This is a genomic window from Cupriavidus sp. MEYA8 (assembly GCF_059278825.1).
This window is the reverse complement of record NZ_CM181222.1, coordinates 1,889,601-1,910,111: the sequence shown is the minus strand read 5'-3', so window position 1 is coordinate 1,910,111 and position 20,511 is coordinate 1,889,601. Positions and strand designations below refer to the sequence as shown.

Genomic DNA, 20,511 nt, shown 5'->3' with positions numbered 1-20,511 from the left:
GCTGGCTCCATTCACTTTGCGTACTTGCGGAAGTCAGGCTTGCGCTTTTCCTGGAAGGCGCGCACGCCCTCGCGCGATTCCTCGGTGTCGTAGTAGAGCTTGAGCGCGTACATGCCCATGCCGGCGATGCCGCCCTGGTGCGCGGTGTCCATATTGAACGAGCGCTTGGCGATGGCGATCGCGGTCGGGCTCTTTTCCAGGATCTCGTCGCACCACTTCTGCACTTCGGCGTCGAGCTGCTCGTGCGGCACCACGGCATTGACCAGCCCCATCGCCAGCGCCTCGGCGGCGGGATAGCGGCGGCACAGGTACCAGATCTCGCGCGCCTTCTTCTCGCCGACCACGCGAGCCAGGAACGCAGTGCCATAGCCGGGATCGACCGAGCCGACACGCGGGCCAACCTGCCCGAACACCGCCTTGTCCGAGGCGATGGTGAAATCGCAGATCGTGCACAGCACGTTGCCGCCGCCGATGGCATAGCCCTGCACGCGCGCGATCACCGGCTTGGGCACGTCGCGGATGGCGTTGTGCAGCTCTTCCATCGGCAGGCCGATGGTGCCGCGGCCGTCGTACTGGCCTTCATGCGCGGACTGGTCGCCGCCGGTGCAGAAGGCCTTCTCGCCGGCGCCTGCCAGCACGATGGCGCCGATCTCGCGGTCATAGCCGGCGCGGTTGATGGCGTGGATCAGTTCGTCGCAGGTGCGGCCGCGGAAGGCGTTCATCTTTTCCGGGCGGTTGATGATGATCCAGGCCGCGCCGTTGCGCACTTCATAGCGGATGTCTTCGTATTGCATGGTGGTCTCCGTTGTCAGTTCGGGATGGGTTGCGCTCAGCCGTTCATGGTCAGGCCGCCCGACACGCTCAGCACCTGTCCGGTGATGAACGACGCGTCGTCGCCGGCAAAGAACAGCACCGCGCCGGGCAGGTCGTCGGGCTGGCCGATGCGGCCCAGCGGGATCGAGCGGGTGAAGGCTTCCACCAGCTTTTCGGGGTTGCCCGCGCCCTGCTTGTAGTCTTCGAACAGCGCGGTCTCGGTCGGCCCCGGGCACACCACGTTCACGGTGATGCCGTGGCGCGCATGCTCGCGCGCGATAGTCTTGGAGAACGACACCAGCCCGCCCTTGCACGCGGCATACACCGCTTCGCCGGAAGACCCCACGCGCGCGGCATCGGAGGCGATATTGACGATGCGTCCGCGCTTGCGCGCCACCATGCCGGGCAGCACTGCGTGGTGCATATGCAGCGCGCCGGTCAGGTTGATGGCGATCAGCCGCTCCCACTGCGCCGGCTCGGTCTTGACGAACGGGCGGAACACGTCCCAGCCGGCGTTGTTGACCAGCACGTCGATCGGGCCCAGCTCCTGCTCCACCGCAGCCACCGCGGCGTCGACGCTGGCGCGATCGGTAATGTCGCAGCGCACGGACAATGCGCGGCCGCCGGCATCGCGGATCTGCGCCGCCACGCGTTCGCCTGCCTCCGGGTTCAGGTCGAGCACGCCGACCGCCGCCCCGGCGCGCGCAAAGCGCAAACAGGTTGCGCCGCCGATACCGCCACCACCGCCGGTCACGATGACCGTCTTGCCTTCGAGTCCTTGCACAGCCGTTCTCCTTTCAGGGTTCCGGTGCTATCGTGCCGGCGATGCCGCCGCCACCTGCCCCGTCAATTACGTAAATATATTGACGTATAATAGGAGCGGTCGACGGCTGGCGCAAGGCATCAATACTATGGAAATGACTATGGTTAACCCCGACAAAAATGGCGCACCCCCTACCAGCGCCCGCGCGGAACTGGCCAACCGGCTGTTCTTTCGCCTATACCAATGCGCAAATATGTTGCATAAAACCGGGTCGCGAGCGGTCGAAGCCGAAGGCCTGACGACGCAGCAGTGGGCAGTGCTGGGCGCGCTGTCGCGTCCGGAAGCCGCCGATGGCATGAGCGTCGGCGACCTGGCGCGCTACCTGATGGTGAGCCGCCAGAATCTGTCGGGCCTGGTCAGCCGGATGGAACGGGACGGCCACGTGACGCTGGCGCCGGACGGGCGCGACCGCCGCTCGCGGCTGGTGCGGATGAGCGAGCCGGGCCGCGAGGTGTGGCTGCACCAGGCGCAGCCGAAGATCCGGCAGTACTACGAGCAGGCGCTGGACGGGTTCTCGACCAACGACCTGACGCATACGCTGCACTACCTGCTGAAGCTGCTGGACAACATGCGCGCGCTGGATACGCCGGACGGCGGCGATAGCGGCCCGGCGCAGGACTGAGGCGGGCCGCTGTATCAGGGCTGATACACATCGCGCCGCCACGCGGCGGCCGGCCCTGCGGCATCTCCCGCCACGCGGCGCGCCACGGCCGCTGGCGCGCGATATGCATCGGCATGGGGTTGCTCAGGCACCCCGGTGCTGCGCCGGGGAGTCCTGAACCACTGCCCCGGCTTGCGGCGATGGCTTGCGTGCGCGCAGCCGGGACGGCGTTCGATCGATCCTTTACCGGAGGTCCCGCCATGACCCGCTACATCGTGCTAGCCAGCTTCACCGACCAGGGCATCCGCGCCGTCAAGGACACCACCAAGCGCGCCGCCGCGGTGCGCGAGATGGGCGCGCGTTTCGGGGTGCAGATGAAAGACATCTTCTGGACACTGGGCAAATACGACATCGTGCTGACTGTCGAGGCCCAGGATGATGCCAGCATGACCGCCTTCGGCCTGGCGGTCGGCGCGCTGGGCAACGTGCGCACGCAGACGCTGCGGGCATTCAATGTCGACGAAATGCAGGCGATCCTCGGCAAGATGAGTTGAGCCCGCCTTCGCACTGTCCCCGTCATGAAGCACGCCCGCCATGGTGCCTGGCGGGCGTTGTCGCTTCTGGCTTGTGTTGTTCTCCTGATATCCGACGGCCTTGTCAGACGACGCCCGATACCTGGGAGGCGAGACAGAGCAGACACTCATACTGCCAACTTCCGGGAGAGCGCCATGCCAGGCAAGAATATCCACGTCGTGCCTACCCATAACGGCTGGGCGGTCGAAGCGGAAGGACGCTCCGGCAACCAGCAGCGATTCACTTCGATGGATCATGCGATCGCTACCGGCATGGAGAAAGCCAGGCGCGCAAAGGTTGAGCTGCTGATCCACGGCAGGGATCACCGGATCATGGAGCGAAGCTCATTTGGAAACGCTCCTGGCGACCTCGACGGGTAGTTGCAGGGCACCACCGGCATCGTGCTTCTGCGACCCTGAATCCGGGCGCTGCCTCCGTGGCCCCTCCAGACCGCGCACGGATCTGCTCCGGATAGCGACCGGCATGGCATACCCCACGTCAGGCCGCACACGTACACCAATGCGCTTCGACTACCGCAATGTACGCAGGCCGGACTCATGGACAATCCGATGCGCAACTTGAAAGGCTTTTACATCCTTCTGGTCGCCGTCACCATTGCGTTCATCTGGATACTGCTGCCCTTCTTCAGCGCGATCCTCTGGGGCACGATACTGGCGATCCTGTTTCATCCAATGCAACGCAGGCTGACGGTGCGATTTGGCAACCGGGAAAATCTCGCAGCGCTGACGACGCTGCTTGTTTGCGTGCTATTGGCCATTGTTCCCGTCTTCCTGATGATTGCCACACTCGCACAGGAAGTGGCGCATGCCTACAACCAGATCAAGACTGGCCAGTGGGACTTCGGGCAGTATTTTCGGACTGCCGTACAGGCCCTGCCCGCTTCCGTCGAGAACTGGCTGAACGAAATCGGATTAGCCGACATAGCGGGGTTGCAATCGAAACTGACCGAAGGTGCCGCGCGGATCAGCCAGTTCATGGCGGCCCAGGCTGTCACCATTGGCCAGAACACCCTGCAGTTCGCCGTCGGCATCGGCATCATGCTGTATCTGGTGTTTTTCCTGCTGCGTGATGGTACGGTCATTTCCCATCGCATCCGCGAGGCGATACCGCTGAACGACGCGCACACACGCCGGCTGGTCGGCCGATTCACCACCGTAGTCCGCGCCACGGTCAAGGGTAACGTCGTAGTGGCCGCGGTCCAGGGAATCCTGGGCGGCGTGGCTTTTCTGCTGCTGGGCATCAACGGGGTGTTGCTGTGGGGGACGCTGATGGCGTTTCTGTCCCTGCTACCGGCCATCGGGGCCGCGCTGGTCTGGGGTCCGGCCGCGGTTTATTTCTTGCTGGCGGGCCCTGCCTGGAAAGGAATCGCGCTCATTGCCATCGGTACCCTTGTCATTGGCGCCGTGGACAACTTGCTCCGTCCTGTCCTGGTCGGCAAGGACACCAAGTTGCCAGACTGGGTGGTCCTGATATCAACATTGGGCGGCATGTCTGTATTTGGCATCAACGGCTTTGTGATAGGTCCTCTGATTGCTGCGCTGTTTATTTCCTGCTGGGATATTTCGGTGATCGAGGATCGCGACGACACGATGTGAACGGCCGTCGCCGCCACTCCGGCATCCTGATGCCGCGATTGGCAATAAGCCGATCAAATCCCTAGAAATACGAATTATTCTTATTTATTATTCGGCCTTTCGTTGCTTTCGCCCTGGGCCGTCATGCTTTTCCGCCGTCTTGCCATACCCGCCGCTGCCAGTTCCCTGCTCCTGCCTCCCGTTGTCTCCCACGCCGCCGACGAACTCACCACGCTGCCATCCGTGACGGTCAGCGCCGCCAGTGACGGGCAAACCGACGTCGGTTTCGCCACGCGGCGGGCGGCCGGCGTGACCAAGTCGGGCGAATCGGCGGCCGACGCCGCGCAATCGATCACCGTCATCACGCGCGACCTGCTCGACAGCCAGCAGGCACAGAACCTCAGCGACGCGCTGCAGAATTCAGCCGGCGTGGTCACCAACGCCTATGGCAGGCGCGGCTGGGACGACTTCATCATCCGCGGCCAGCGTGCATCGGAATCGATCTTTGCCGACGGCCTGCTCGTCGACAGCAACAACCGCGTGGCGCAGGAACTGTTCGGCGTGGAACGCGTGGAAGTGCTCAAGGGACCGGCCTCGATACTGTTCGGCGCGGTGCAGCCCGGCGGCCTGGTCAACATGGTCAGCAAGCGTCCGCGCGCGGAACTGTTCGGCGAACTGGGGCTTACCGTCGGCAACTATGGCTTCCGGCAGATGACGGTCGACGTGGGTACGCCGCTGGCCAGGGACAGCAAGGCTGCGTTCCGCCTGAACGCGCTGATGATGAACAGCGACGATCCGACCGACTACGTCTGGTATCGCAACCGCTGGATCGCGCCGTCCCTGACGCTCGACCTTGGCACGCGCACGGACTTCACGATCCTGGCCAGCCACAACCAGCGCAACTACGTGCGCCAGCAGGGCCTGCCCGTGAACGGCACCCTGGTGCCGAACCGCAATGGCGTGGTGCCGAGCAACCGCTTCATCGGCGAACCGAATGCCCCGTCTTACGACGGCGAGCAGAACCGCATCGGCTACGCGCTGACGCACCGCTTCGACTCCGGCTGGACGCTGAACCAGAACCTGCGCTACCAGGCATCGTCGCTGACCGGCACGCTGGTATCGGCCGGCACGATGGCGGTCAACAGCCAGTCGATGAACCGCAGTGGCACGCAGCAGAGCTTTTCGGGGAATTCGTTCGGCGTTGACACCAACGTGCAGCGGACCTTTGCGTTTGCGGGGCATGCCCATAGCGTGACCTTCGGCGTCGACTACCGGCATACGAAGGAAGACCGCCTGCAGAAGACGTGCCGCGTGGCCGCGCTGAACGTCTACAACCCGGTCTATGGCGCCAGCATCAACTGTCCGTCCGCCTATAGCCTCGACGCGACCGATACGCTGGATGCGGTCGGCCTCTATCTGCGCGACCAGATCCGTCTTGCAGAGCGCTGGACCTTGACTGGCGGCGTGCGCTACGAATCGGCGCGGACGAGCACATCGGACCGGCTGGCGTCGTCGCGTTCCGTGAATGACAACAATGCCGTCACCGGCAGCGCGGGCGTGATGTACGAGCTGACGAACTGGGCACGGCCGTACGCGAGCTTCGCCACGTCGTTCCTGCCGAACGCCGGCACCGATGTCAGCGGCGCCACATTCCAGCCAGAAAAGGGGCGCCAGTACGAAGTGGGCATCAAGTTCGACATGCCCGCCAAAACCGGCCTGCTGACGCTGGCCGCGTTCGACCTGACACGCACCAATGTGCTCAGCAGCGATCCGGTCAATACGGGTTTCAGCATGGCCGTCGGCGAACAGCGCTCGCGCGGGCTGGAAGTGGAACTGACGCAGGATCTCGGCAATGGCCTTAGCGTGTCGGCGGCCTATGCCTACATCGCAAGCGAAGTCACCGAGGACACCACGGCCGCCAACGTCGGAAAGCCGCTGAACAGCGTGCCCCGGCACAGCTTCTCGGTCTGGAGCCAGTATCGCTTGCGTGGGGCGCTGGCCGGCTGGTACGTCGGTGCCGGCCTGCGCGGCGACAGCGCCAAGCGCGGCTACAGCTTCAACTACACCGTGCCGGGCTACACGGTGGCCGATCTTGCCGTCGGGTACGTGGCATCGCACTGGCGCGCGGCATTCAACGTCAAGAACGTGTTCGACAAGATGTACTACGCGGGAGGCCTGAACAACAACGTGTTGCCCGTGGGCAATCCGCGGGTAGCCATGCTCAACGTGACGATGAACTATTGAGCCCGGGAACGGGGTGGTGTCTCGCCTGCCATGCGAAACACCACCATCCTTCCGGTCAGACGGATGCTGGCTCCAATATCTGCCCGCCCCCATAGCTCGACTGCACCGGCACCTGCCCGCCCACCGTCATCCTGATCGCGCAATACTTGAACTCGGGAATCTTGCCGAACGGGTCCAGCGCCGCGTTGGTCAGCTTGTTGATCGCCGCTTCGTAGTAGCAGAACGGCACGAACACGGCGCCGCGCGGCGTGCCGGCATCGGCGCGCGCATACAGCGTGACTTCGCCGCGGCGCGACGACAGCGTGACCACATCCCCGGGCTTGCCGCCCAGTGCATCGAGATCCAGCGGATGCACCAGCGCCACCGGGTCCGGCTCGATCGCATCGAGCACGCCGGCGCGACGCGTCATGCTGCCGGTATGCCAGTGCTCCAGCTGGCGCCCGGTGATCAGCACCATCGGGTAGTCCGCATCAGGGCGCTCCGCCGCCGGAATGATGTCCGCGGGCACGAAACGGCCACGGCCGCTTTCGGTCGGGAAGCTGTCCGTGAAAATCACGGGCTCGCCCGGATCGCCTTCTTCCTTGCACGGATACGTCACCGCATGTTCGCGCTCCAGCCGCTCCCAGGTCACGCCGCCGATGCTCGGCATTGCCTGCCGCATCTCGTTGAACACGTCCACCACGCTGTCATAGTGCCAGTCCAGCCCGAGCTGTGCCGCCATCTGCCGGATGATCCACAGGTCCTGCCGCGCCTGCCCCGGCGGGTCGAGCGCCTGCCGCCCGAGCTGCACGGTGCGGTCGGTGTTGGTGAAGGTGCCGGTCTTCTCCGGGAACGCCGATGCCGGCAGCACCACGTCCGCCAGGTACGCCGTCTCGGTCAGGAAGATGTCCTGCACCACGAGGTGGTCGAGCGATGCCAGCGCCTCGCGCGCATGCTCGGCGTCGGGGTCGGACATCGCCGGGTTTTCGCCCATGATGTACATGCCGCGCACTTCGCCGCGCTCGATCGCCTGCATGACCTCCACCACGGTCAGGCCCGGCTGGCGGTCCAGCGGCATGCCCCATAGCGCTTCGAAGCTGGCGATCGCCGCCGGATCGTCGACGCGCCGGTAGTCGGGATACATCATCGGGATCAGCCCCGCGTCGGAGGCGCCTTGCACGTTGTTCTGCCCGCGCAGCGGATGCAGCCCGGTGCCGGGCCGTCCGATCTGGCCGGTCATCAGCGCCAGGGCGATCAGGCAGCGGGCGTTGTCGGTGCCGTGCACGTGCTGCGAAACTCCCATGCCCCAAAGAATCATCGAGCTCTTCGAGGTCGCATAGAGCCGGGCGACTTCGCGGATGGTTTCGGCGTCGATGCCGCAGATCGGCGCCATCAGCTCCGGACTGTACGCGGCAACGTTGCGCTGCAGTTCGTCGAAGCCGATGGTGCGGCTGTCGATGAAATCGCGGTCCACCAGGCCCTCGTTGACGATCACATGCATCATCGCGTTGAGCAGCGCCACGTCGGCATCGGGCTTGAACTGCAGGAAGCGCCAGGCGAAGCGCGCCAGGTCGGAGCGGCGCGGATCGGCCACGATCAGCCTGGTGCCGTTTTTCACGGCGTTCTTGATCCAGCTTGCCGCGACCGGATGGTTCACGGTCGGGTTGGCGCCGATCACGATCACGACCTCGGCCTTGTCGACATCCATCACCGGATTCGACACCGCGCCCGAGCCGATGCCTTCCAGCAGCGCCGCCACCGACGAGGCATGGCACAGCCGCGTGCAATGGTCGACGTTGTTACTGCCAAAGCCGGTGCGCACCAGCTTCTGGAACAGGTAGGCTTCTTCGTTGCTGCCCTTGGCCGAGCCGAAGCCCGCCAGCGCGCGCTTGCCATGCGTGTCGCGGATCTGCGCGAGCCTGCCGCCGGCGAGCGCCAGCGCCTCTTCCCAGCTGGCTTCGCGGAACACGTCCATCACATGGTCGGGATCCATGACGAAATCACCGCGCTTGGGCACGCCTTCGCGGCGCACCAGCGGCACGGTCAGCCGTTGCGGATGCTGCACGTAGTCGAAGCCGTAGCGGCCCTTCACGCACAGCCGCTGGTGGTTGGCGGGGCCGTCGCGGCCTTCCACGAACAGGATGCGGTTGTCCTTGACGTTGTAGGTCAGCTGGCAGCCCACGCCGCAGTACGGGCACACCGATTCGACCTGCTTGTCGGGCACGGCCAGGGCCACGTCGCGCGCCGGCATCAGCGCGCCGGTCGGGCACGCCTGCACGCATTCGCCGCAGGCGACGCAGGTGGAAGCGCCCATGGGGTCGTCCATGTCGAACACGATGCGGGCCTGATCGCCGCGCAAGGCCAGTCCGATCACGTCGTTGACCTGCTCGTCACGGCAGGCGCGCAGGCAGCGGGTGCACTGGATACAGGCATCGAGGTTGACGGCGATGGCCGGGTGCGACAGGTCAGCCGCCACGCGCTCGCGCGGCGCAAAGCGCGGCTTGCCTACCTCCAGCTTCGTCGCCCACTGGTCGAGTTCGTTGTGGCGCGTGTATTCCGCTTCCGGCATGTCCGACTGCAGCAGCTCCAGCACGGTGCGCTGGGCGCGGCGGGCGCGTTCTGATTCGGTCTGGACCTGCATGCCCTCGGCGGGATAGCGGCAGCAGGACGGGGCCAGCACGCGCTCGCCCTGGATCTCGACCATGCAGGCGCGGCAGTTGCCCGCGGCTTCGAGGCCGTCCTTGTAGCACAGGTGCGGGACGTCGAAGCCCTCGCGCTGCGCCACCCTGAGCAGGCTTTCGCCGGGTTGCGCGGTGACTTCACGGCCGTTGAGCGTGAAGGTGACGGCCGGCTCGGCGGATTCGACAAGCGCGCGTTCGGCGCGGGTCAGTGCATTCATGTCAGTCTCTCACGCGAGTTCGTGCGGGAAGTACTTGATCACGCAGTCGACGGGATTGGGCGCGGCCTGCCCCAGCCCGCAGATCGATGCATCGCGCATCACCGCGGACAGGTCGTCCAGCGCGGCGAGGTCCCACTTCGGCTGGTGGATCAGGTCGAGGGCCTTGGCTGTGCCGGTGCGGCACGGCGTGCATTGCCCGCACGACTCATGCTTGAAGAAGTGCATCAGGTTGCGCGCCGCCTGCGTGGCGCTGTCGTGGTCCGACAGGATCACCACCGCGGCCGAGCCGATAAAGCAGCCGTACGGCTGCAGCGTGTCGAAATCGAGCGGGATATTGCCCAGCGACGCGGGCAGGATGCCGCCCGACGCGCCGCCCGGCAGGTAGGCGTAGAAGGCATGGCCGTCGAGCATGCCGCCGCAGTATTCGTCGATCAGCTCGCGCACGGAGATGCCCGCGGGCGCCAGGTGAACGCCCGGCTTCTTCACGCGTCCGGATACCGAGAACGAGCGCAAGCCCTTGCGCCCGTTGCGTCCCTGCGCGGCGAACCACTCCGCGCCCTTCTCGATGATGTCGCGCACCCAGTACAGGGTCTCGAAGTTGTGCTCGAGCGTGGGCCGGCCGAACAGGCCCACCTGCGCCACATATGGCGGGCGCAGCCGCGGCATGCCGCGCTTGCCTTCGATCGACTCGATCATCGCCGACTCTTCGCCGCAGATATACGCGCCTGCACCGCGGCGCAGCTCGATCGCGGGCAGGCCGGGAATGGGCGGGTCGTCGCGCAGCTGCTGCAGTGCCTCGGCCAGCAACGCACGGCAGCCGGCGTATTCGTCGCGCAGGTAGATATAGATCGCCGACACGTTCACGACCGTCGCCGCGATCAGCATGCCTTCCAGGAAGCGGTGCGGATCGCGCTCCAGGTAGACGCGGTCCTTGAAGGTGCCAGGCTCGCCTTCATCGATGTTCACGGCCATCAGGCGCGGTGCGGCTTCCTTCTGCACGATGCGCCATTTGCGGCCGGTGGGGAAGCCCGCGCCGCCCAGGCCGCGCAGGCCGGAATCTTCCATCGTGCAGAGCACGGCGGCGGGATCGAGGGTGCCGTCGGCCAGCGACTGCAGCAACCCATAGCCGCCGGCTGCACGGTACGCGCCGTAGCCGATATGGGGCTCGGGCTCGTGACGCACGGCCCCGGCCTGCACCGCGGCGGCCACCGTGTCGGCGGTGGCACCGTCCACGGGATTCTGTCCGACCAGTGCCGCGGGCGCCTTCTCGCAACGGCCGATGCAGGGGGCTGCGATCACGCGCACGTCGGTGCCGAGCAAGGCGGGCAGCTTGTCGATCAGCGCGCGGGCACCGGCCAGTTCGCAGGCGATGCCCTCGCAAACGCGCACCGTCAGCGCGGGCGGCGCCGCGATCTGTCCGTCCGCATCCTCGCGCACCACGTCGAAATGGTGGTAGAAGGTGGCGACCTCGTACACCTCGGTCATCGATAGCCTCAGCTCGCTCGCGAGCGCGACCAGGTGGGGCATCGCAAGCTGGCCATAGCGGTCGTTGATGCAATGCAGGTGTTCGATCAGCAGGTCGCGGCGGCGCGGCATGTCGCCCAGCGCCACGCGCACTTCGGCCAGCGCGGCCGCGTCGACCTGGCGGCCCTTGGGCTGGCGGCGCTTGCGCTGCCGGCCGAGCCCGGTCGCCTCAAGGGGGATGACAACCTGGTTCATGGCGGTGCCTGGATCTTTTGTGGATGTCGGAAGGCCGATCAGGAAGGTGCCTCGCGGGCCACCCTCCTGTCGTGCTTCATTTTTCTCGTATTGTGCTACCGGGGCGGGTGCCCGTGCAGGTATCGCGGCCGCCCGCCCCGGCTACTACCGGCGCCCGCAGGCGCCGCAAGGCTCCTCTCTTCATCAGGTCAGGTCTTCCGGCACGGTACGGTAGCCCATCGGTGCCGAGGTATTGGCGTGGACATACTTGCGGGCATGGGCTTCGCGCATTGGCTTGAGCACGAACAGCGCCATGATCGCAGTCAATGCCGCCATGCCCGAGGCCACCATGAAGACCGCATGCCAGCTGCCCGTGGCGGCCGTGATCACGCTGGAGAACGGCACCAGCAGCGCGGCCGTGCCCTTGGCGGTGTACAGCAGGCCGGCGTTGGTCGCGGCAAACTTCGGCCCGAAGGTGTCGCCGCAGGTGGCCGGGAACAGGCTGTAGATCTCACCCCAGGCGAAGAACACCACGCCGGTCAGGATCACGAAGGCAACCGGATGGTGGCCGTACTTCGACAGCAGCAGGATACCGACGGCCTCGACCCCGAAGGCAAAGAACATGGTGCGTTCGCGGCCGATATGGTCGGAGATCCAGCCGAAGAACGGTCGCGTCAGGCCGTTGAGCACGCGGTCGATGGTCAGTGCGAAGGTCAGCGCGGGCAAGGTCAGGCCAAGGATCGAGATCGGCGCCTCGTGCAGGCCGAAGTCCTTGGCGATCGGACCGAGCTGGGCGGTGGCCATCAGGCCGCCGGCGGCCATCATCACGAACATCGCGTACATGACCCAGAAGATCGGCGACTTCAGCACCTCGCGCGGCGAAGCGTTGTAGGTGGCGGCAGCCTTCAGCGTGGTCTTGACCTCGCTCAGGATCTTGGCCGACGGCGGGAACAGGGCCATGCCCAGGATGAACACGACCAGGCCCTGGCCAAGACCGAACCACAGGAACGCGGCTTCATAGCCCGACGTCTTGATCATGTTGGCGATGGGCACCACGGTCAGCGCGGAGCCCGCGCCAAACCCGGCCGCCGTGATCCCTGCCGCCAGCCCACGGCGATTGGGGAACCACTTCAGCGCGTTACCCACGCAAGTGCCATACACAGCGCCAGCACCCAGGCCGCCGATTGCCGCCGCGACGTACAGCATCGGCAGCGAGGATGCCACCGAGTTCAGCGCCCAGGCAACGGCGCAGAGCAGGCCACCGCCCACCACTACCGGGCGCGGGCCGTACTTGTCGACGAGGTAGCCCTCGATCGGTACCAGCCAGGTTTCCGTCACGACGAAGATGGTGAATGCCACCTGGATCGCGGTGCGGCCCCAGTGGTATTTATCGTCGATCGGGTTGACGAACAGCGTCCAGCCGTACTGCATGTTGGCGATCATCGCCATGCAGATTACGCCGAAGACCAATTGCACCCACGGCGACGCAAAGCGCGACGTGGACTCCCTTTGCTGCAGTTCCATGATGTCTCCTTATAGCGGCATGCCGCCAAGGTGGAAGATTGGGCGCCTGAAGACGCCTCTGCGTGACTCTCGGTCTCGAACAGCTTAGCCGTTCTAGTGCTATACGGTATGTGATATATCAACCAAGTCAAGCGTATTTGTTGCGGCTCTGCAGCAAACTCTGTCCGCAACCTGCGCCGGGCTGCTCGATGCTGCCGCGCCACTATTGCGCGCGTTGCATCAAAGGCCGTGCCTCTGGTACCGGGAATCCTTGGAAATCAAGCAGTTGTCCTGAGCCGGCGCATCAATCGGCGCGCCGGTGGGCAACCATCAGCATGCCGGGGATTGGCGACCGGGGAAACCGGGGAAAACGGTCGGGTGGGGAAAGTCCCTAGTTTGATACATTCAGACCAACGTGACTCTCGCTTCGCATGCCGGAGCGGAATGCGGGTACGGTTCAGCCGAAAGTCAGGGAAGACGGGAACGCAAGCGCCGGTGATAAGAGCCTGGCGGGAGGTTCGCGATGGGGCGGGGAAGCAGGACAGCGCGCAGGACAACAGCGCACCGAAGGGCGGAAAGATGGCGGCCGCAGGATCTTCAAGCCAGGCTTGAGACGACAGGGTCTACGACAAGGTGCCGGCCGCTACATCCTTGTCAAACGCGCTCAGGGCCCCGCCTGCCATGCGCAGAACGCACGGACGGGCCAGCCCGGCACGGATCAGGCGTACGCCAGTTCGCCGGCAGCAGGCACGACACGCGTCTGGCGTGCGCGGCCCACTCCGTCGCTTTCCTGGCTCGATCCCAGCCCGGCAAAGCGGCCATGTTCCTGCGCGGTCACCAGCACGTCCATCGGCAGGCGGGTAGCCAGCAGGACGGTCATGGCGACACCGCCGGCAAGCGCGGCCAGGCCAAGGACGAAGAGCAGTGCGACTTCCATTTCAAAAACTCCAGTTGCGTTGTGGTCAGGAGTTTTCATTATATGCTGCGCCGCACTATGTGTAAATATCCTGTATGTAATATATCAATAGAGAGTTTACTCCAATACAACAGCGGTTGGACGGCGATCCCGCATGCGTCACACGGTGGTGGTATCGCGGCGCGCAGCGGTCGCTGTGGCCGGGGGTTCGTACTCCAGGCCGCGCAAAGCGTCCCAGATCGCGGCTGCGTTGGGCTTCAGCGACCGGCTCTTGCGCCGCACCAGCATGACTGTCGAAGTCACCTGCGGCCGCAATGGCCGCATCACGGCGGCCGGGTTCAGCCCGCCCGCCTGCGCGCGCGACGGCACGACGCCGATGCCCAGCCCCAGCGCCACCATGCCGAACACCGCGGCAAAGTGCCCGAGCAGCTGCAGCGAGCTGGTCCGCACGTGGTAGCTGCTGAGCGCCCTCTCCACCGCCGGCTGCACGCCGCACTGCTGGTCCAGCGTCAGCACGCTGGCATCGCTGAGCTCGCCCCACCCTACCGAGTCGCGCGCGGCCAGCGGATGCTGCGCGGGCAGCACCGCGTGATAGGGATCGATGCACAGCGGCTCGCAATACAGGTCATCGGCGGCAATCGGATCGGTGGCGATGCCGAAGTCGACCTCGCCGCTGCGCACGCTCTGCAGCACAGATTCCTGCGAACGGTCCTTCAGGTGGATCGCGATCGCGGGCCACGCCTGCCGGCAGCCCGCCAGCCAAGCCGGCAACGACATCGAGCTGAGCACCGGGTCCGACGCGATCTGCACCAGCCCCTGGCACGGGCGGCTCGCGCTCTGGCTGTCGCGCAGCGTCTGCTCGACCTCTTCGATCAGGTGGCAGATGCGCTGCGACAGGTGCAGGCCCGCGTCGGTCAGTTCCACCTGGCGGGTAGTGCGGTCGAACAGGCGCTGGTCGATTTCTTCTTCCAGCTCGCGCACGCTGCGGCTTACCGCGGACTGCGTCAGGCCGAGTTCGGCGGCCGCGCGCGTAAAGTTCTTGTGCCGCGCCACCGCGGCGAAGGCCTTCAATTGGGGCAGCGAGATATTCATGGCCGCCCTCCCTGACACGCCACGGCGCGGCTCGGGCGCAACCCTAGGTCGGGCGCGGCGGGATGTCGCGGTGCGGGCACCGATGCATGCGGTCCGGTCATGGCAGTCTCCTTGGATGGGGCGTGGCTGTGTGCAGCCATCGTTGCTGTGGGTATGGATTTGCTGGTGTCGCGCGGTCGTTGGCCTGATGTCATGGCAACGGCCCGCACGCAGGCAGGCCGTTCTTCCGGGGAACTTAGTCTCCTTCTCTCTGGATTCGTGGCAGATAGGCGGCATCCGCGACCTGCAGGCCTTCGGCCTGCCCGGTGATGAATCGCCTGCGCATTGGCGCCAGCAATACCTTGGCCGAGATTCCCGCTCTCGCGGCCGAACTTGTCCGACAGGAACCCGCACAGCGGCCGCGTGAAGCCGTTGCACAGGTTGTCGATCGACAAGGTCATCGTCAGCAGCGGCAACGTGAGCCCCAGCAGCGTCACCGGCATCGACGCAAACCCGTAATCCTTCGCGATCGGGCCCAGTGCTCCCCAGTGATGCCTGGCGTCCATCGGGGATACAAACAGGGTCCAGCCATACTGCAGGTTGGCCACCAGCCCCATGCATACCACGCCGATTGCGAGCTGGATCCAACGATTCTGCAGGCCCCGGCCGTTCACATTTCCGTGAGCGGGCGTGGCCGCCGCTTCATATTGCGCCATCTGTTCTTGTCTCCTGGTGCTTGCCAGCTGCGTCCCGGATGGGACACCCTCCCGGGCCTCTTCGGTGTGGGCCCTTGGTCGCGATGAGATCGGCGCCTGACATTGCGGCATGCAAATCCGGGATTGATGCTACTTGAATCTAAGATCAGGACTGCATAAAGTTTTTTATCGTTTGTATTGATGACCGTTTATATATTGCACGGAACGATTGAATGAGGAACGCCACGCTGCGGCAACTGAAGGTCTTTGAAACCGTCGCCCGCCATATGAGCTTTTCACGCGCCGCCGAGGAGCTGCACCTGACGCAGCCGGCCGTGTCAACCCAGGTCCGGCAGCTGGAGCACCATGTCGGCCTGCCGCTGTTCGAGCAACTCGGCAAGAAGATCTACCTGACGCCGGCAGGGCACGAAATGCTGCATTACAGCCGCAGCATCATCCAGCAGTTCCGCGAAGCCGAAGAAGCCATGTCGCAACTCAAGGGCATTTCCGGCGGGCGCCTCAACGTGGCGGTGATCAGCGCCGGCGACTATTTCTTTCCGCGGCTGCTGGCGGAGTTCATGGAGCGCCATGAAGGCGTGACGCTGAACCTTGCCGTGCACAACCGCGAGGAATTGCTGCACCAGCTAGCCGGCAACCTGACTGACCTTGCGGTGATGGTGCGTCCACCCGAAGGCATGGACACCATCAACGAAGTCTTCGCGCCCCACCCTTACGTCATCGTCGCGGCGCCCAGCCATCCGCTGGTCGGCAAGCGCAACATCCCGCTGGCGGCATTGGCGGACGAGGCCTTCGTTTCGCGCGAAAAAGGCTCTGATACGTGGAATTCGATGCAGGAAGGCTTTGCCGGGCGGCTGTCCAACCTTCGCATTGCCATGGAGATCAAGAGTACGGAGACCATCAAGCAGGCGGTGATTGCCAACATGGGCATCGCCTTCCTGTCGGCGCATACGGTCGGGCTCGAGTTGCAGGCGGGGAAGCTGGCCGTGCTCGATATCGAGGGCTTTCCGGTGATGCTCAACTGGTACGTTGTGCATCGCAAGAACAAGCGGCTGCCGCCGGTGGCGCTTGCGTTCAAGCAGTTCCTGATGGAGGAAGGCGCCGGACTGATCCAGCGGATTACAGGCGTGGAGGGACTGATTCGACTGGAAGCCTAGGCCGCCAATCCATAAACAATGGATTATGGTTTTGCAGTGAAACTTTAATTATCGTAAATCCTTCTCCGTCCCTATGCTTGTCTCAACCCCACCGCTACGGCGTATCGAGGAGACAAGCCATGAACCAGGTCCAGACTGACAGCCGCCCCGCCGCCATCACGGTCGGCACCGACAACCGGCCCATCCCGCGCGAGACGCAGCTCGCGGCGTATAACGCCGCCTTCATCGAGCTGGGCCTGCGTTTCCGCTGGGACGCCGAGATGTATGAATGGCTGTGCGGCATCGAATGCGAAAAGGCCCGCGTCGCCCGCTATATCGAAGAGCACCACGCCCACCTGCTCGCCGCTTATGATGCGGCCTTCCTCAGCGGGCTGATCTTCGAGAAAAAGAACGAGTACCTGCGCGCGGTCGGCCATCTCAACTGAGCAGTCCGATCGGTTACAGGCGAGGCGCTTTGGCGGCCTCGCCTTTTTTATTGCGGTGCGAACTGCCGACTCGACATTGGCATCGACATTGGCTTTGGCGTTCGCGGCGGCGCTCACGCGGCGGCATCTTCCACTGCCCGCCGGATCAGCCGCTTGATCCGGGGACGAGGCTTCTGCGCCGCAAGCCAAAGGTCATGGGCCATCTGCATGCCACTCCACATCTCGCGGCTTGCCCCCAGCGCGTCTTCGAGCCTGATGGCAATGTCAGGTGTAATCGAAGAGTGTCCGTTGAGGATACGCGAAAGCGTTGCCCGCGTTACGCCGATATGCGCGGCAAACGCCGTGATGGTCATGTCGTCCACGCCTTCAAGCCACTCGGCCAGGACGGTTCCGGGGTGCGGCGGGTTGTGCATGCGATTCATGATGCGGTCCTTCAGTGGTAGTCCTGGTAGTCCACGACGATGGCATCTCTTCCCTCGAACCTGAATGTCAGCCGCCAGTGGCCATTGACAACGACGGACCAATGGCCAGCCAGGTCGCCACATAGCGGATGCAAGCGCCCAGCCAGGAACAGCCATGTCTTCAGGCCGGATGGCCTGATCCAATGCACCGAGTTGCCTGCGCAGCCGATCCGCGTGATGCGGTTGAAGCAGCGCCTTATCGCATAGGCACCGAGCGCTCGTGACGATAGCCCGCTGGGCTACGCCCTGCAATGAGATTGCTTCGCTTGCCGCGCCGGACCAGGGTTGACCACCACATCGACACCGGTCATCACCGGCACCCGATCCGCGGCGGCCGTCATGCGCGCGCAGCCCACTTTGGTGACGGCATGAAATTCGCTTGCCATGACGGTGTCGCCGCCATACGGGCGCTTCCGCAGCGGCCAGCGCAGGCATGTGCCGCACCGCTGCCACCACATGGAACCTACTCGCCACCACTTCCGCACAGACATGCCGGCCGGTGAAGCCGCCGGCACCGGGCAGCACTTCCCGGCGGATGCGTCGACCATCCTGCGCCGCGCGGCGATTTCCGGGACCTGCGCCAGCCTGGTCTCCACCGGCATGCTCGCCCGTGGCGGCACCGTCGATTGCGGCAGTGCGTTCGCGCCGGTCAATGCGGTCAGCCACTGGATCTGGGGCGAACGCGCCATGCATGCCAACCGGCCGTCGGTCCGGCATACCATGCTGGGCTACGTCATCCATCATGCGATGTCGGTGTTCTGGGCCGTGTTCTATGAAACCGCGGTGGCACGGCATCATGCGCGCGGCGCCGCGGGCACCCTGGCGCTTGGCGGTCTTGGCGTGGCAGCCCTTGCCTGCCTGGTGGACCTGACGTGTACGCCGCACCGCCTGACGCCTGGCTTCGAGCGGCGCCTGTCGCCGCGCATGCTGACGCTGGTCTACCTGGCTTTCGGGCTGGCCCTGCCGCTGGGATCGCTGCTGGTGCGGCACACAGCGCGCAAAGGGTGAGCCCGCAGCGCGCGCAAAGCGCGCGGCGGAGACGATGCGGGGTATGCCGGGGAAAGTCAGTCGACGGAAGTCAGCGGTTTCGACAACGCGCAACGGCATTGCCGACGCCAAGGCGGTACGGAGCGAAATGCAGGAAGCGGCCGGCAAGCCGGCCGCCGGGATGCAGCGATATCAGGCCTGTTCCTTGACCTGAGTTTCCAGTTCGACCAGCCGCTTCTTCAGCGCCCGCTCTTCCTGGAAGCGCACGGTTTCATCGCGGATTATGGCGACGATGCCGGTGATGGCCCCCGCGTCATCCTTGAGCAGCGCCACGGTAAAGGCGATCGACAGAGACTTGCCGTCCTTGTCGACCGCGGGCACCTTGAGCAGGTCATGGCCGTAGCGCGTGATGCCGGTGGCCATGGTCTTGTCATAGCCCTCCCAATGGCGCCCGCGCAGCCGCTCGGGAATGATCAGGTCGAGCGACTGGCCCATGGCCTCGGCCTGGGTGTAGCCGAACATGCGCTCGGCGGCGGGGTTCCACAGCGTGATGGCGCCCTTGGCGTCCGAGATGATGATGGCGTCGCCGATGGCGGACACCAGCTGCGCGTAGTCGATGGGTTCTGGCATGGGAACTCCCTCTCTGTCGGTCATTGCCGGTTGGGGTATGTAGCCATCAAGGTAGCGCGGCACGGGGCAGCGCTGCAAGCGAAAACGCCGGGGCGGCGCAGTTGGCGCGGCCCCGGCGTACGCCCCGGCACATGCGCCGGGCGGGCGGCGTCAGATCACCTGGGACTCGCGCAGGCGCTTGATGTCGTCCGCACCGTAGCCCAGGCCGGCCAGCACTTCTTCGCTATGCTCGCCCAGCAGCGGCGAACCCGTGATTTCCGGCTTGAGGTCGGAGAACTTGATCGGGCTGCCCACCGTCAGGTAAGTGCCGCGCTCCTTGTGCGGCACCTCGGTGATGCTGCCGCTGGCGCGCAGCGACGGATCGGCGGCGATCTCCTTCATCGACAGCACCGGCGAGCACGGGATGTCATGCTTGCGCAGGATGTCAACCGCCTCGTACTTGGTCTTGTCGGCGAGCCAGTCCTCGATGGTCTTGAAGATATCGAAGATATGCGGCTGGCGTGCCTTGGCGGTGCTGTAGTTGGGATCGTCGATCCATTCCGGCTTGCCCAGCGCCTTGCAGATCGGCTCCCAGGCGTGGCCCTGGATGGTGAAGTAGATATAGGCGTTGGGGTCGGTCTCCCAGCCCTTGCACTTCAGCACCCAGCCCGGCTGGCCGCCACCGCCCGCGTTGCCGCCGCGCGGCACCACGTCGCTGAACGAGCCGTGCGGATACTGCGGGTACTCTTCCAGGTAGCCCAGGCGGTCCAGGCGCTGCTGGTCGCGCAGCTTGACGCGGCACAGGTTCAGCACGGCGTCCTGCATCGACACGGCCACCTTCTGGCCCTTGCCGGTCTTGTCGCGACCGATCAGCGCGGTCAGGATGCCGATGGCCAGGTGCATGCCGGTGTTGGAATCGCCCAGCGCCGCGGCGGACACCGTCGGCGGGCCGTCCCAGAAGCCGGTGGTCGAGGCCGCGCCGCCCGCGCACTGCGCCACGTTCTCATAGACCTTCAGGTCTTCATAGTGGTGGCCGTCGCTGAAGCCCTTGACCGAAGCCACGATCATCTTCGGGTTCAGCTCGTTGATGCGCTCCCACGAGAAACCCATGCGATCCAGCGCGCCCGGGCCAAAGTTCTCGACCAGCACGTCCGACTCGCGGATCAGCTGTTCCAGGATCTTCTTGCCTTCCGGCTTCTTCGTATCCAGCGTGAGCGAACGCTTGTTGCTGTTGAGCATGGTGAAGTACAGCGCGTCGACATCGGGGATGTCGCGCAGCTGCGTGCGCGTAACATCGCCGGAACCGGGGCGTTCCACCTTGATGACGTCTGCGCCGAACCACGCCAGCAGCTGCGTGCACGCGGGACCGGCCTGGACGTGCGTGAAGTCGATGATCTTGATGCCGTTGAGTGGGAGGTTCACTTTCGTCTCCTATTGGATTAGG

General features: G+C 65.1%; 21 protein-coding genes. 8 read left to right on the top strand and 13 right to left on the bottom strand.

Features of this window, described 5'->3' with window-relative positions; genetic code table 11:
• Positions 1-11: 11 nt before the first annotated feature.
• On the bottom strand, positions 12-794 hold the full coding sequence (gene badI, locus AC5WJ1_RS25800; protein ID WP_133094411.1) for a 2-ketocyclohexanecarboxyl-CoA hydrolase: 783 nt from the start codon (positions 792-794) through the stop codon (positions 12-14).
• A 35-nt stretch (positions 795-829) separates the two neighbouring features.
• Entirely contained in the window at positions 830-1,597 is a 768-nt protein-coding gene (gene badH / locus AC5WJ1_RS25795) for a 2-hydroxycyclohexanecarboxyl-CoA dehydrogenase (RefSeq protein ID WP_133094410.1), read from the bottom strand.
• A gap of 139 nt (positions 1,598-1,736) precedes the next feature.
• Here badH and AC5WJ1_RS25790 point away from each other — a divergent pair, with 139 nt between their 5' ends.
• The 5 genes from AC5WJ1_RS25790 to AC5WJ1_RS25770 all read left to right on the top strand — a co-directional run bounded on the left by AC5WJ1_RS25790 (position 1,737) and on the right by AC5WJ1_RS25770 (position 6,649).
• Positions 1,737-2,258 carry a MarR family winged helix-turn-helix transcriptional regulator gene (locus AC5WJ1_RS25790; protein ID WP_135702904.1) on the top strand — a complete coding sequence of 174 codons (522 nt, stop codon included), beginning with the start codon at positions 1,737-1,739 and terminating at the stop codon, positions 2,256-2,258.
• 239 nt (positions 2,259-2,497) lie between these two features.
• Positions 2,498-2,791, top strand: a complete 294-nt coding sequence (locus AC5WJ1_RS25785; protein WP_133094408.1) for a GYD domain-containing protein — start codon at positions 2,498-2,500, stop codon at positions 2,789-2,791.
• Between the two features lie 174 nt (positions 2,792-2,965).
• Positions 2,966-3,190, top strand: a complete 225-nt coding sequence (locus AC5WJ1_RS25780; protein WP_133094407.1) for a DUF2188 domain-containing protein — start codon at positions 2,966-2,968, stop codon at positions 3,188-3,190.
• Positions 3,191-3,367: 177 nt separating this feature from the next.
• The gene (locus AC5WJ1_RS25775; protein ID WP_195427864.1) at positions 3,368-4,426 is read left to right on the top strand and encodes an AI-2E family transporter; all 1,059 of its coding nucleotides are present in this window, start codon (positions 3,368-3,370) and stop codon (positions 4,424-4,426) included.
• 123 nt (positions 4,427-4,549) lie between these two features.
• A complete protein-coding gene (locus tag AC5WJ1_RS25770; protein WP_494476673.1) occupies positions 4,550-6,649 on the top strand; it encodes a TonB-dependent siderophore receptor in 2,100 nt (699 codons plus the stop codon).
• Positions 6,650-6,704: 55 nt separating this feature from the next.
• On the opposite strand, the gene fdhF is transcribed toward AC5WJ1_RS25770, so the two are convergent.
• The 6 genes from fdhF to AC5WJ1_RS25740 form a co-directional block, all read right to left on the bottom strand.
• Positions 6,705-9,527: a formate dehydrogenase subunit alpha gene (fdhF, locus tag AC5WJ1_RS25765; RefSeq protein WP_494476672.1), complete on the bottom strand. Its 2,823-nt coding sequence runs from the start codon at positions 9,525-9,527 to the stop codon at positions 6,705-6,707.
• Positions 9,528-9,536: 9 nt separating this feature from the next.
• The gene (locus AC5WJ1_RS25760) at positions 9,537-11,246 is read right to left on the bottom strand and encodes an NADH-ubiquinone oxidoreductase-F iron-sulfur binding region domain-containing protein (RefSeq protein ID WP_135702907.1); all 1,710 of its coding nucleotides are present in this window, start codon (positions 11,244-11,246) and stop codon (positions 9,537-9,539) included.
• 183 nt (positions 11,247-11,429) lie between these two features.
• Positions 11,430-12,749 carry an oxalate/formate MFS antiporter gene (gene oxlT / locus AC5WJ1_RS25755; RefSeq protein WP_133094403.1) on the bottom strand — a complete coding sequence of 440 codons (1,320 nt, stop codon included), beginning with the start codon at positions 12,747-12,749 and terminating at the stop codon, positions 11,430-11,432.
• A gap of 697 nt (positions 12,750-13,446) precedes the next feature.
• Positions 13,447-13,665: a hypothetical protein gene (locus tag AC5WJ1_RS25750; protein WP_133094402.1), complete on the bottom strand. Its 219-nt coding sequence runs from the start codon at positions 13,663-13,665 to the stop codon at positions 13,447-13,449.
• A gap of 138 nt (positions 13,666-13,803) precedes the next feature.
• Entirely contained in the window at positions 13,804-14,736 is a 933-nt protein-coding gene (locus AC5WJ1_RS25745; RefSeq protein WP_494476671.1) for a LysR family transcriptional regulator, read from the bottom strand.
• A complete protein-coding gene (locus AC5WJ1_RS25740) occupies positions 14,733-15,431 on the bottom strand; it encodes a hypothetical protein (protein ID WP_434034538.1) in 699 nt (232 codons plus the stop codon). Before AC5WJ1_RS25740 ends, AC5WJ1_RS25745 begins: the two co-directional genes overlap by 4 nt.
• Positions 15,432-15,643: 212 nt before the next feature.
• On the opposite strand from AC5WJ1_RS25740, the gene AC5WJ1_RS25735 reads away from it, so the two are divergent.
• Both AC5WJ1_RS25735 and AC5WJ1_RS25730 read left to right on the top strand, forming a co-directional pair.
• Positions 15,644-16,585 carry a LysR family transcriptional regulator gene (locus AC5WJ1_RS25735; RefSeq protein WP_494476670.1) on the top strand — a complete coding sequence of 314 codons (942 nt, stop codon included), beginning with the start codon at positions 15,644-15,646 and terminating at the stop codon, positions 16,583-16,585.
• Positions 16,586-16,704: 119 nt separating this feature from the next.
• Positions 16,705-17,010 carry an HAD family hydrolase gene (locus tag AC5WJ1_RS25730; RefSeq protein ID WP_133094398.1) on the top strand — a complete coding sequence of 102 codons (306 nt, stop codon included), beginning with the start codon at positions 16,705-16,707 and terminating at the stop codon, positions 17,008-17,010.
• 113 nt (positions 17,011-17,123) lie between these two features.
• Here the strand turns inward: AC5WJ1_RS25730 and AC5WJ1_RS25725 are convergent, their stop codons facing one another.
• The 3 genes from AC5WJ1_RS25725 to AC5WJ1_RS25715 form a co-directional block, all read right to left on the bottom strand.
• Positions 17,124-17,432: a HigA family addiction module antitoxin gene (locus tag AC5WJ1_RS25725; RefSeq protein WP_494476669.1), complete on the bottom strand. Its 309-nt coding sequence runs from the start codon at positions 17,430-17,432 to the stop codon at positions 17,124-17,126.
• A gap of 11 nt (positions 17,433-17,443) precedes the next feature.
• A complete protein-coding gene (locus AC5WJ1_RS25720) occupies positions 17,444-17,620 on the bottom strand; it encodes a type II toxin-antitoxin system RelE/ParE family toxin (protein WP_434034536.1) in 177 nt (58 codons plus the stop codon).
• 90 nt (positions 17,621-17,710) lie between these two features.
• On the bottom strand, positions 17,711-17,857 hold the full coding sequence (locus AC5WJ1_RS25715; protein WP_165971461.1) for a hypothetical protein: 147 nt from the start codon (positions 17,855-17,857) through the stop codon (positions 17,711-17,713).
• Between the two features lie 70 nt (positions 17,858-17,927).
• Here AC5WJ1_RS25715 and AC5WJ1_RS25710 point away from each other — a divergent pair, with 70 nt between their 5' ends.
• Positions 17,928-18,479, top strand: a complete 552-nt coding sequence (locus AC5WJ1_RS25710) for a hypothetical protein (protein ID WP_240745820.1) — start codon at positions 17,928-17,930, stop codon at positions 18,477-18,479.
• A 171-nt stretch (positions 18,480-18,650) separates the two neighbouring features.
• On the opposite strand, the gene AC5WJ1_RS25705 is transcribed toward AC5WJ1_RS25710, so the two are convergent.
• The gene (locus AC5WJ1_RS25705) at positions 18,651-19,088 is read right to left on the bottom strand and encodes a PAS domain-containing protein (protein ID WP_133094396.1); all 438 of its coding nucleotides are present in this window, start codon (positions 19,086-19,088) and stop codon (positions 18,651-18,653) included.
• Positions 19,089-19,238: 150 nt separating this feature from the next.
• Positions 19,239-20,489 carry a formyl-CoA transferase gene (frc, locus tag AC5WJ1_RS25700; protein ID WP_133094395.1) on the bottom strand — a complete coding sequence of 417 codons (1,251 nt, stop codon included), beginning with the start codon at positions 20,487-20,489 and terminating at the stop codon, positions 19,239-19,241.
• Between the last annotated feature and the right edge of the window lie 22 nt (positions 20,490-20,511).